This window comes from Pseudoalteromonas sp. Of7M-16 (assembly GCF_022347805.1).
GTDB classification, from domain to species: domain Bacteria; phylum Pseudomonadota; class Gammaproteobacteria; order Enterobacterales; family Alteromonadaceae; genus Pseudoalteromonas; species Pseudoalteromonas luteoviolacea_F.
Window position 1 is genome coordinate 132,297 of sequence record NZ_JAKRFY010000002.1, and the last position, 12,868, is coordinate 145,164.

The window sequence follows — 12,868 nt, forward strand, 5'->3', positions numbered from 1 at the left end:
ACTAAGCAGCATAAGGAAGCGCAGCGACCGTAGCCTGTAATAATACTGCTGAGGATATATGACCAAATTGAGAATACTGATCGCCGAAGACCATTTAGATATCGCCGAAAATATTGGCGACTTTCTCGAGTTAAGCGGCCACCACGTAGACTATGCATATGACGGGAAAATGGCTGTATCGCTTATGGAGTCAGAGGTATTTGATGTGCTCATCATGGATGTTATGATGCCAAAACTCGATGGGTTACAAGCCACTCAGCGTATTCGTACTCTACCCTGTGGCGATATTCCTATTTTGATGCTGACCGCTAAAGATACCCTAGACGACAAGCTGCTCGGATTCAACTCAGGTGCTGACGACTACATAGTTAAACCCTTTGACATGCCTGAGTTATATGCGCGAATTCAAGCACAGGTCCGAAAGAATCAAAAGCAGTATCAGCACCATATCGTCGTAAATGGCATCGCGCTCAATGAAAAGACGCAATCAGCCGATATCGACAATGTCCCGCTTAATTTAAACCCAAGCACTTTTAAGATTATGTGGTTACTCACCAAAGCGCATCCTGAGCTAGTCGCCAAAAGTGAGATCGAGTTTGCATTATGGGGCGACCTACAACCACAGCGGGATATTCTCCGCAGTCACATCTACAACTTACGAAAATCTCTGAGTAAATGTAGTCATGAAGTATCTATCATAGGTAAACATGGTCAAGGGTATCGGCTTGAGCGAGCGTCAAATAAGGAACAAGAATGACACATTTTAGTCTCAGTCAACGGATCAAGCTGGCATATTCAGTGAGTTTTGTATTGCTATCATTGGTGAGTGTATTACTCGTGTTTGCAGCATCAAAAAAAATTGAAGATCATATTTTTGAAAAACAGTTACAAATAACCATCGCTCATTATTTAGCATCAAAGGAGCAAGGCGCTGTGCCCTATTTACCACCTCATATCAGTGTCTACCCGTCCATTTCAGATCTTCCCAATAATTTTAGCCAATACATAAATAACTGGACAGCAGGTGTCCACGAATTGAATCACCCCAATGAATTGGACTACCATTACGCGATTATTAATCACTCCCCTCAACAGTTTTTGGTTTTTTTATCTGATGTCAATGAGGTTGAACTGTCAGAAGAAACCGAGCAAATGATGATGCAGCTCATCCTCGTCGGCTTTTTAATTTTATTGCTGGTGTTTTTATTCTTTTTCCATGTCATTTTAAAACGGGCACTGGCGCCTATGTACTTGCTTATCGATCAAATTAATGCCCGTCAATCCAACCCGCAGCAACCCATTTCGTATCATTATCCCCAAGACAATGAACTCGGGTTATTGGTAAAAACACTTGTAGAGTACAGCCAACGCATTGAAAATTTTATTCGTCGTGAGCGCGAATTTACTGGCTTTGCTAGCCACGAGTTACGAACTCCGGTGACAGTCATTAAGGGGGCTTTATCTTTGCTACAGATGCAAGAAGTCACTGACAGCAAGTGGCAAAAGCCCCTAAAGCGAATTGAACGCGCCACAGGAAGTATGAGCGATATCATTGAAATGCTGCTCAGTTTGTCTCGAGAGCAACGAAGTATTGCGTGCGAGCCTGTTTGTTTGTCTGACGTGCTGTCGGTGGTTATTGCCAACTTTTCAGAGCGTGCAGCGAGTCAGGGTCAAGTGATTTCTCAAAACGGTGATTTCACTGCGCTACCAATGGTAGACAAGATCCCCGCCGAAATTGTCATGACAAACTTGCTGAGAAATGCGATACAGCATGGTTGCCACGGCCAAATCACCTTTGAGGCAAACGACAGTAATCTAAGTATAATCAACCCAATTAATACTCACCAAGATAGCAGACAGTCTGCTAGCTTTGGGCTAGGGAGCGTTATCATTCACGTATATGTGAGCAACATCAGTGGCGCTATCAGGGTGATAAACGAGCTGAAACGTATAAAGCTATGATTGAATTCCAGCCACTTCAAGCAAACTCAACGGAGCTTAATAACACTGCATATTAAGCACTTCACAAAAATACGCATTTAGAGGCGAGTTTAAATTCATTGAGGTACAACTTAAACACGCTGTGATTAATAACTTATCAGAAAACAGGATTCTGATGATGGCATTTGGTTTACAGTCTTATTGCTTGTAAATCTAGCCAACACAGCGACCTAAATTAGACACCAATATTTGCCCGCCTGGCAGCCAACTATGCATAATGGCTAGCACATCGCCATTTTTGGTCTGAATTTTATATATACCTGATAACGCATACTCTTCGAACTCTAGTTCATGAAGCTCATACTTTGTTATTGCGCCGCTCTTATGATAGTAAACTCTATTATTTTTGATGACAAAATGGACCCCATAGTATTTTAAACACCGTATGTTCATAAACACGGTAAACACTAAATAAGAATAAAAAATCGCCTTTGCAACAATCAATAAGGTTAATTCAAAGCCTGTATAGATCCCAATATATGTAAAGCTTGCGATTACAATCGAAAATATACACATGACAGCGAGATGTAGCGCTTTAAACCACCCTGGTGTATCAATTTTTATTTCCTCGTTTAACATACCTCACCCACTTTAATGCCAACGTTCACTGTAACGATTGAGTTGTACCAATCACCACTACACACCTATGAAGCTAACAAAATAGGAGCTCAAGGCGCAATAACCTGAAAATACGTAAACAACAAAATTATCAAATGTTTCCATATATGCTTAATAAATTCAAAGCAATACCACTTATTTTTGCCAGAGTTTCACCGTAAACGAATGTAAAAATTAGCATATTTACTTTAACTATTATGAGCCATTTGATGATTACTGGCGCAAACACAAGGTATGGTCGAAAGAGCCGTGTGTCGTATTACGCTTTACTTTTTTATCTTTTTAGGTACAACGTTATAATATAACAATGCAAAAGGAGGTGTTCTGCAATGAATAGACGAGAACTTTTAATTGGTGCAGGGTATGGAATTGGCGCACTTGGCCTAGCTTCCTGCTCGGCTGTCCCCAACGTGATCCAATCAAAACAAAGCCGCTATCGCCATTATCATCCGGTTAAAGCTTCGATGCAAAGAGTGACCCACTCTGTTGTCGGCCTGCGTCCATTTAGACCACAGGGTTATCGATTGGAGGCTGAACAACTTGGTAATAAAACCGTAGTGCACAACTATGGTCATGGCGGCGGTGGGATTAGTTTATCTTGGGGTACTTCTATCGTGGCAGCCCAGCTTGCAAGTAAACCCTTATCCCGAGACATTGCCGTGATCGGTTCTGGGGTTATGGGGATCACAACAGCATTGCTACTCGCACAACAAGGATTTAGTGTCACAATTTACGCTGAGGATTTTCCACCTAATACTACCTCAGATATTGCTGCCGCTGTTTGGCTACCAAGTAGCTACTTCGATAGAGAGATAGTATCTGATAAGTTTTTAGCACAAGACAAACACATTATCCGCGGCGCATTTTCGCGTTTTCTAACCTATATCAATCGGCCTAAGTATGGTGTCTATTGGCACAATTACCATTTACTTTTGCCAGAGATTCGGCACTTTAAAAGACCGTTGCCAGGGGGTAATGATTTGTACCCAGAGCTTGCGACAAGCACTGAAGACAACTTATTTGGTTACACATTTCAAAGCTATATGAAAGCGCTACTGATAGACCCTATGCTATACCTGCCAGCATTATTGCAAGACGCACAACTTGCAGGTGCGCAGTTAAAACAGACAACATTCAATAACCGAGATGAAGTCTTGGCGCTCAAAGAAAAAGTGATTGTAAATTGCACTGGATTGGGGGCAAGCAAACTATTCGATGATACCAGCATGTATCCTATACAAGGCCAAATGACGCACCTATTGCCACAGCCCGAAATAAACTACTCCTATGTTGTACCCACCTCTGAAGGTTACCTTTATATGTTCCCGCGCAAGGGCTCCATTGTGCTAGGAGGTACAGCGGTCAAACATGCTTATGGCATAACACCAGATGAAAAACTCACGAGAGATTTAGTCACAGGTCACGCAAATCTTGCAACTAAACTACATTTGTAAGCGAGGCCAAAACCCCTTTAAGTTTCATTTTTATTCTAAGATCGGGCCTTGATTGCAATGGCACAAGGCCCGCACACAGTTCCCTACTTCAATATAAAGGCGGCTCGCTGCCCGGCATCAATTAGCTGCTGTTTTGGCTGCACCAAACTCACATAAACACGCCCAAGTGACTTAGGCAATGACAAAGAAATGACGTACTAATTTGAACAGCGCTCCCCCTCCTCCACAACCAATCAGTGATAAAATTAACAGAGAAAAACCACTTAATTGCACCACCGATTTTGCCATACTGCACCCTTCTTATTGAAATTTCACACATTAAAACTGGAATACTATATTCCACCCACCTAAAGCCAGCTGACAACTATATTGCGAAATATGCACATAAAAAGGAAATATGCCCTCGCTCCTATTGGTTCACTGAATTACCAAACAACAACCAAGTATTGCAAGACAACTTGCCCCAACTTCTCAGCTCAGATGAGCTGTTCAATACTTCTCTCTGGCCTGTTTACAGCCAATACATAACCCAAGCAAATCCCCAAGATATAGACATGGTAAATATAATCGCCCAAGATATTTGACGTATCACCATTTGCGTTGCAAATTGCCATCGCATTTCGCGAATGATGGTCAGAAGCGATACCAAACAAGGTAACATCACGCCCGCTAAATAAACGGTACACAACAATTGAAGATCGGTTACTTCAGCCAACTTTACACCTTGAGCGCCACTATCAATCAAACCAATGGCCAATCCATCTTTTCTAATTGCACCGAGGATCACCGCAATAGCTGCACCTTCAGGTAGATTTATCGCACTCATAAAAGGGGCAATTAACACTGTGAGAAACTCGAAAACACCAAGCCAAGCCAAAAAACCTGCCACAAGGCAAATAACAATGAACAAAGGAAATGCAGTGGTAAAAAAGGAGCGGATAACGTCACTCATTTCGTTCATGGCAAAACGCCAATTTGGTGGTTGTAAAAAACCTCGATTTAACAAGTTTTGAGATGCTGCTGCTTTTCTCTGTGCTGATGACGTGGTGACAATTAAGTAAATACAAGTCGTCACAGCCAAAATAATTAAATAAGGCAAGGTTAGATAAGGTTTACCTGCCGCAGAAAACACCGCCACAGTAGCAGGCAATTGATAAGAGCAAGCAGAGCCAAAAGAGATTGCTGATACGCAACTGCCTCGTGTACAACAAGAGCAATTGCGGGTTTGGATAATCGCAGGCACATTGCACCCAAATCCCATAATTACTCGCACCAAGTCGCGACCACTTAAACCAATTTTATGCATCACTGGGTCGAGTCGATAAGACAGCCTGTCTATAAGCCCAGTCGTTTTATATAGTGAAATAATAATGGAAAAAATCACCACGGTTGGCAGCGCATACAAGATTAAAAATGGCAACATTGCGACTAGACCATAATCCCCAATCATCATTTGATTTAACGGCTCAGGTAACAGTGACAGCTTGTTTTTAATTAAATTAACTGGCTGCTCAATCGTTGGGTACAGCCAATCGGCAAATGCATTCGCGTTTGTCACTGCAAACCAAGCGGGTAACACCAATATCAGAAAAGATATAAGCGGCGCCAACCCTGTTTGTTCAAAGAACAATATTTTTGGTTTGACTGACCAGCTCGCCAACAGTTTAGGTGGATGTTTTGGAAACCGAGATGGATTGCCCAGTGCATGCTCGATTTCTTGAAGTTGTTGAGATGAAATATGTCGGTTGTCAACGGTGATCCAAGCAAGTTCAGTACTTTTCCTGAGCTTTACCAGCTCTTGTTGCACGTCAGCTCTATGCTTTACCATGTCCCAGTGAGTTAATATCACTATCCCACTTTGTCCTTGCACCAAATGCCAGAGATCAGATAGATCACTGGCCAAATCAGACGCTTTAACGGTCAAAATAATATGCTCACTGACCTTTAAACGACTGAGCACTTGAGAGGTCACTACGCTGTCCATCTTGGTCTGGATACCTGGTGTGTCGGTAATCGTTTGACCATTCCAGCTGTACTCTTGGCAAAACAAAGAGCTGCCCTGAAAATTGCTCCTATTTGACTTTTTTCCTACGAGGTTTTCTGTTAACGCGGTTTTACCAACGCTTTCCTTTCCTATTAGTAGCCAATTGTTTTTTCTTTTTTTCTCAGGGTAAAAGGTCTGTACATCAATGAATTGCTCCATTAGCAGAAACACTCCTGCTGCTGACAGCAACTCAAATCTTCTAACAACATACCAGCCTGTCGATAATGTTTTAAGATGGACATATCTAGCTCTAACTCCGAGCCAATGACACTACAAGGTGCAGCAAACCGGCCTCTAAACTTATATATAAAGCACAACAGTGTTGGGTCATGAAATAACCTTGGTCCAGCCAAAAACAAGTTTCTGAGCTTCGTCGATTCATCAAAAGCACTCACCCATGGATAACCGTTATCTTGATAGACAAAAAACTCACTAACGGGCCCTAAATCGATCTCAAACCCAGTACAGTTGATTGGTGGAAATGGAGTGCGAATTTCCTCGCCGTCTGTCGACTGCACCACAAAAGCGTCTCCTTCTTTGTAGACGGCACTTACTTCAAACTCCCCGTTAAAATCAATGTCAGTATTCTTTGCTATGCATGACATACGCTCTGCGGTGTAAGGTGATAGTACTTTGCTAGGGTCATAAGTCTGTTCGCTATCGTGACTACATTCTAACAACGTGACTTTATGCCCCAATTTGGCGAGATTGAAAGTTGCATCAACGCCACTTTCGTATCCGCCAATCACAACATAATGGCCTTTATCAAGGGCTTCCCAGCTACGAATACGCGTATTGTGAATACATAAGTCGGCACCTGTGAAGCTTTGAGTATTAGGAGATTGAAACTCTCCACCAGCCCAAATTAAATACTGGCATCGAATATGTGAATTATGTGTTTGCAACTCAAAACCGTCACTGGGGCCTAAAGAAGTCACTTTATTCAGCTCTGTATGAGTTTCGACGTCAATTTGATAGTGCTTTACAACCATCTTCAAATAGGCCGCATATTCTTTCCCACTCAAATGTTCTTTCCCTGCATTAAATGCGGGAGAGGTATCAGGTGTAATCGCATTTAAATCCGTTTGATGATAGCCGTTGCTTGGAAATGAAGGGGTGATAAAGCGCATGCTTTTGGGCCATCTCAAAAAGCTCTCCCCTATTTCACCGCGTTCTAGGACGATTAAATCTTTGTCTTCAATCCCCATTTGTTTTAATAACGCCGCACAGCCAAGACCTGCGGGTCCTGCGCCAACAATCACAACTTGCGTTTCTATCATTTAAGATCCACCTGCATTCTTAATAACCAACAATTGATACAATATAACAAAACAATAATACACAAATGGTAATGAGAATTCATCGTATTTATAAAGTAATCCTTTTAATGAACACCTTTAGAATAGGCATCCATTGCAAATCTCATGGTTAAAACCTTAATTTATGTTATAACATAACAATTAACTCAAAATAATGGCTAATTGGTTATGACCTTATCTACAGAAGAAAAAATGATTCAAGCACCAGAATCTGAGTATATGAACCAAGAGCAGCTCGCTTTTTTCAAAGAAAAGCTCATTGAGCTACATGACACGACCCGAGAAAGGATCAAGGAAGCTAAAGAAGAAATGCTTAACCCGCCTGATCTGCCCGACTTTAATGATCGCGCATCGTGGGAGGAACAGTGTGAGCTACTCATGCGTATTGTCGAACGAGAGCAAAAGCTCCTGCCCAAAATTCAACTTTCTCTTGAGCGAATTCGATTAGGTACCTATGGATATTGCCTTGAAACAGGCGAGCCGATTGGTATTCAGAGACTAATGGCAAGGCCAACGGCAGAGTATTGTATTGATGTCAAAGCCTGCCAAGAAATGAAGGAACATATGATCCGCTCGTAGCTAAACGCTACGGGCCTCTTGTCACAGCAACTAAGAGGGTAGCAAGTTATGCCACATACACCGTCAAAATTACCTGTTACAGTGCTTTCCGGTTTTCTTGGAGCGGGTAAAACAACACTACTTAACCACATACTCAATAATCGAGATGGGTTAAAAATTGCCGTTATTGTAAACGATATGAGTGAGATCAATATCGACGCCGCAACCGTTAAAAATGAAATTGGCTTTAATCGTGCTGAAGAAAAGTTAGTCGAAATGAGTAATGGTTGTATTTGTTGTACACTGAGAGAAGACTTACTCGAAGAGATAAACCAGCTTGCTAAAGATGGTAAATATGACTATCTAGTCATTGAGTCGACGGGAATTTCAGAACCTCTGCCAGTCGCTGAAACTTTCACATTTATGGACGAGCAAGGACAAAGCCTCTCTCACATCGCAACCTTAGATACCATGGTCACTGTGGTAGATGCACTCAATTTCTTAAATGACTACGATCAAGCCAGATCATTGCAAGAAGTTGGCGAAAACTTAGGGGAGGATGACCTCCGTAATGTCGCTGATTTATTGGTAGATCAAATAGAGTTTGCAGATGTGATTGTCATTAGCAAAACCGATTTGGTCTCTCCTACCGAGCTGCGCCGCTTGCAAAGTATCTTAAGTACCCTCAATACTGAAGCCAAGCAAATTCCAGCGCTCAATGGTCAAGTTCCCCTAGAACAAATTCTCGCAACTGGAAAATTTAGCTTTGAAAAAGCGCAGCTAGCGCCAGGCTGGCTAAAAGAGCTTCGCGGCGAGCACGTGCCGGAAACCGAAGAGTTTGGGATCAGCAGCTTTACGTACACCGCCAGAATACCTTTTCATCCACAGAGGTTTTATGAGTTTCTGCATAATATAGACAAAGAAGGTAAACTCATACGTTCAAAAGGCTTTTTTTGGTTAGCCTCGCGTCCTCAATATGCTGGCAGCTGGAATCAAGCTGGAGGCATGGCCCAATACGGCATGGCGGGCCTATTTTGGAAAGCGGTACCACAAGAGCAATGGCCGACAGATCCTGACTATCTCGACGCAATACAAGCGATGTGGGAAGAACCTTTTGGAGATATGCGCCAAGAGCTTGTATTTATTGGTCAAAAGCTTGATAAACAAGCAATCATTGAGATGCTGGACAACTGCTTACTCTGTGAAGAAGAAATGGCGCTTGGAATGCAGTTATGGACCACATTGCCTGATCCTTTCCCGCAATGGGTAAATAATTAGTGTTATTAAAGGCAGGTTCAGTTTAACTGCCCTGCCTTTTTAAAATGCCGAGTTATAGTTCAGCTTCTAAAATAGCCAGCGCGCGTTGCTCTGCTTGATCCACATTCCCATCGGCTTCAATCACTTTGATTACAAGTTCTTTTACAAACTTTCTCATAGGCGCATCCACAATATGACGCATTCGATGCTGAATAAATGACTCTATGTCATTTTGTTGTACTGCCAAAATGGATTTACTTAGGCTGTCTTCCAAATAATCTTCTAGTGCGATTGTTGAATTCCACTGCAATTGATTGGCCCATTCATATACAACACGCTTTTCGCTTTCATCAATTTTGCCGTCAACACCAATAAATAGTAAAGCCAAGTCCAATAAGGACTCTTTTTGCAGCTGATCAATGCAGATCCCGGTATCAAAGTGGCTCAATAATTGTTCAAATTTCATTCTTTCTCCTTGAGGTCTTATTTAACCTAACTGGCATTTAATACAATTTATACTGTGCCTAACATAATCTAGTTTTATATATTTGTCATAAAAATTGATGCGAATTTAGCAACTGTATCTTTAAATGGAACATATTAGATTGTAGAATAAGCAATAAACATAATTCAACAACGACTTAACAAAGCACGAACAAGTGTAAATTACCCATGAAATTCAACACATTACAATTTAAAGGAAAAGTTATGCTCGGTAAAATACAGGGAGTTATTCTTCTTGCCACGGCGGCAACACCAATTGCAGGCTATGCCATTGATAAAATCTCCCCTTTAAAACAGGTTTCGACTCAGAGTACGTCTCAGTTGATGAACCATATGGAACCTCGCATTGTCGGTGGAGAGGAGGCTGCTCCTTTTTCATATCCCTTTATGGGGAGCCTAAACCTTAATGGTACACATTGGTGTGGTTTATCCTTTATAGGCGACAATAAAGTACTGACTGCTAGTCACTGTGTAGAACACTGGCAAGCCAATGAATTTACTGTAAAATTTGAAGGTCATGATCTTTCTGAAGCATCACAATGGCAAACATATCAAGTCACCAAGATTGTGATGCATGAGCAATACAATCATTCTTACCAATACAATAATGATATTGCCGTTTTGGAGCTAGACCGACCAGTTGAAAACATAGCACCAATTAAGCTAGCAGATGCACAAGTAAGAGCGAGCATCTCCTCCGGTGAAAATTTAAAAGTCATGGGCTGGGGCCGACTTAGCTCTGGCGGTGAGAGCCCCTCTAAGTTACGTGAAGTTGACGTTCCCTACGTGTCTAACGAAATTTGTAATGATAGCAACCATTACAATGGTGATATATCAGATACCATGATGTGTGCTGGGTTAGAAGATGGTGGTAAAGACTCTTGTCAAGGTGACAGTGGCGGGCCTCTTATAGTGCAGCGAAATGACGAGTGGGTCCAAGTCGGAGTTGTTAGCTGGGGTGAAGGTTGTGCACTACCAAATAAACCTGGTGTTTACGCCGATGTCGCATCTTTAGAGTTTTGGACTCAAACTAAATTAACTGACTTTGGATTTAATACAGACAGCACCATCGCTATTATTCCAGACCAACCTTCGGCACAAATAGACGGGACATTTAAGAATACCCTAGACTACGCTATCAGCATTTCTGATTTTAGATTACAAAATCACTCAGACAATCTCGTGATTGGCCATAACTGTTCAAATTCAACACTACAACCTAGTCAAGAATGTACCTTTTCTATTCTTACACTTGATGAGGTCAAGTATGGTACTTACGATATCGATGTAACGATAACAGCACCAACAGACAGTGTATTCACTGAAAACTTTAGCTTTTATAAAGTCGCTCAGACTGACAACAATATAGCTGAGCACATGTCTACCTCCACAATTATTCAATGGTCTACTGGTGGCGATGCGACATGGAAAACAGATATCACTAACGCTGGCGAACATGTATTGGTCAGTGGTGACATTTCAGATCAAAACGAAAACCCAGAAATCACATCAGGCACGCAAACGACTTATTTAGTCGCAGAAGCAGAAGTTAACGACTCTCGCATTAACGAGTTTAACTTTGATTATCTCATCTCCAGTGAGCAAAATTTCGACTTTCTAACTGTGCATCATAACGGTAAAGAGCTAGTTAATATTAGTGGTGATCCGAGCACATTCGAGAGTTTAACAGTGAATTTAGATGAGGGTCTCAACCGTATTATATTTAAGTATTCAAAAGATGGTTCCGTTTCTGCGGGTACCGATAATGTTATCTTAAAGAATATCTCTACAAACTTTTTAAACGCAGATCCGCAAGTTGTGCTCACACAAACTGAAATTAATGTACGAAGTGAACATGAATTTGTACTCGATGCAAGCCAGTCTGTAGATGCAGATCAAGATCAAATCTCATATCAGTGGGTCGACTTGGCTGATTCGGAAACTGTGCTAGGTGAAGAGGCCATGCTCGCCATCACTGCAGAAAAAGTAGCCCTTGATGAAACTAAAACATATCAGGTAACTGTCACTGACGAGTATGGTGCAGCGACCAGTGCACAGGTCACAGTCTACATCACCGCGAATAAAGCCCCAGTGATTATGTTTGCACAAGACGAAATCAACGTAAGAAGCGAAGTAGAATTTACATTGGATGCATCACCATCGACAGATCCTGAGGGGGATGCAATCACTTACTCTTGGGTTAAATTGTCAGCGCAAAATGAAGTGGTTGGCGACAAAGCCAGTGTGGCTATGAAAGCTGACAAAGCACTTCAAGATTTGACAATCATCTACCAGTTAACTGCAACTGATAGCTTTGGGGCAAGCACCACTGACTTGCTTAAAGTAAACATCAGCAAAAATAATGCCCCTGTAGCCACTGTAACAAGTGAAACTCAAAGTGTTTCGGTGGGCGATGAGGTTACCATTATTGCCACGGCAGAAGATCCTGATGGTGACAGCATGGTTTATAGTTGGGCGCAAAACTCAGGTACAGCAGTAGACCTACCGGAAGACGAAGCGCAACTCACGTTTAAAGCACCAGCTGTGACTCAAGATGAAACGCTTGAATTTACATTCACGGTGACGGACTCATTTGGTCTTACTCACTCGCAGAATATGAGCATCACAGTAAAAGCGCCTGCAGCTAAGGCTAATGACACGACTCAAGCAGTTGAAAAAGATAACGGTTCAAGTGGTTCTTTTGGCATTATCAGCTTGTTCATTCTCTCTTTAGTAGGGTTCAGACGCTTGATGGTAAAATAAGCTCTCTAAACTCGAGATAAATAATAAAAGCCTTCTGTTCACGATGAAGGCTTTTTTACCTTATCACCGCACTATTTTTTCAACTCCTACCCGGCTTAAGCAGGCAAGGCTAGTTTAAGTAAACCACCTCCCTTTTTAGAAAAAGTCACCAAACCGTCAACTCAAATATTTTGTATTATTTTTAACAACTTAACCGTTTTTTTTGGTGCATTCCCTTTTTATCAAAATGATATTCTAAATTTTTAAATGGCATCGCAAATTGCAATTTCATTTTAAAAAAACAAAAAAATACAAGCAAATTCAACAACTTAAATTTGGCATTTCAATTGCAAACTCAAACGTAGCTAATT

10 protein-coding genes are annotated in these 12,868 nt (G+C 41.6%); 6 read left to right on the forward strand and 4 right to left on the reverse strand.

Annotated features, from left to right (window positions below; genetic code table 11):
- The first annotated feature begins 58 nt into the window (after positions 1–58).
- Positions 59–757: a response regulator transcription factor gene (locus tag MHN81_RS02550; RefSeq protein WP_023400388.1), complete on the forward strand. Its 699-nt coding sequence runs from the start codon at positions 59–61 to the stop codon at positions 755–757.
- Positions 754–1,962 carry a HAMP domain-containing sensor histidine kinase gene (locus tag MHN81_RS02555; RefSeq protein WP_239424960.1) on the forward strand — a complete coding sequence of 403 codons (1,209 nt, stop codon included), beginning with the start codon at positions 754–756 and terminating at the stop codon, positions 1,960–1,962. Before MHN81_RS02550 ends, MHN81_RS02555 begins: the two co-directional genes overlap by 4 nt.
- A gap of 192 nt (positions 1,963–2,154) precedes the next feature.
- On the opposite strand, the gene MHN81_RS02560 is transcribed toward MHN81_RS02555, so the two are convergent.
- Positions 2,155–2,580, reverse strand: coding sequence for a hypothetical protein (locus MHN81_RS02560; protein ID WP_239424961.1), 426 nt, complete (start codon positions 2,578–2,580; stop codon positions 2,155–2,157).
- Between the two features lie 368 nt (positions 2,581–2,948).
- Here MHN81_RS02560 and MHN81_RS02565 point away from each other — a divergent pair, with 368 nt between their 5' ends.
- A complete protein-coding gene (locus MHN81_RS02565; protein ID WP_239424962.1) occupies positions 2,949–4,073 on the forward strand; it encodes an FAD-dependent oxidoreductase in 1,125 nt (374 codons plus the stop codon).
- A gap of 511 nt (positions 4,074–4,584) precedes the next feature.
- Here the strand turns inward: MHN81_RS02565 and MHN81_RS02570 are convergent.
- Complete coding sequence (locus MHN81_RS02570; RefSeq protein ID WP_063383413.1) at positions 4,585–6,276, reverse strand: nucleoside recognition domain-containing protein; 1,692 nt, start codon at positions 6,274–6,276, stop codon at positions 4,585–4,587.
- Positions 6,276–7,397, reverse strand: coding sequence for an NAD(P)/FAD-dependent oxidoreductase (locus MHN81_RS02575; protein WP_239424963.1), 1,122 nt, complete (start codon positions 7,395–7,397; stop codon positions 6,276–6,278). Before MHN81_RS02575 ends, MHN81_RS02570 begins: the two co-directional genes overlap by 1 nt.
- Positions 7,398–7,604: 207 nt before the next feature.
- Here MHN81_RS02575 and MHN81_RS02580 point away from each other — a divergent pair, with 207 nt between their 5' ends.
- Together MHN81_RS02580 and zigA are read left to right on the forward strand one after the other, a co-directional pair.
- Positions 7,605–8,015 carry a TraR/DksA C4-type zinc finger protein gene (locus MHN81_RS02580; protein ID WP_239424964.1) on the forward strand — a complete coding sequence of 137 codons (411 nt, stop codon included), beginning with the start codon at positions 7,605–7,607 and terminating at the stop codon, positions 8,013–8,015.
- A gap of 48 nt (positions 8,016–8,063) precedes the next feature.
- A complete protein-coding gene (gene zigA / locus MHN81_RS02585; RefSeq protein WP_239424965.1) occupies positions 8,064–9,272 on the forward strand; it encodes a zinc metallochaperone GTPase ZigA in 1,209 nt (402 codons plus the stop codon).
- Positions 9,273–9,324: 52 nt separating this feature from the next.
- On the opposite strand, the gene MHN81_RS02590 is transcribed toward zigA, so the two are convergent.
- Positions 9,325–9,717, reverse strand: coding sequence for a hypothetical protein (locus MHN81_RS02590; protein WP_023400377.1), 393 nt, complete (start codon positions 9,715–9,717; stop codon positions 9,325–9,327).
- Between the two features lie 242 nt (positions 9,718–9,959).
- On the opposite strand from MHN81_RS02590, the gene MHN81_RS02595 reads away from it, so the two are divergent.
- The gene (locus MHN81_RS02595; protein WP_239424966.1) at positions 9,960–12,518 is read left to right on the forward strand and encodes a serine protease; all 2,559 of its coding nucleotides are present in this window, start codon (positions 9,960–9,962) and stop codon (positions 12,516–12,518) included.
- The last annotated feature ends 350 nt before the right edge of the window (positions 12,519–12,868 follow it).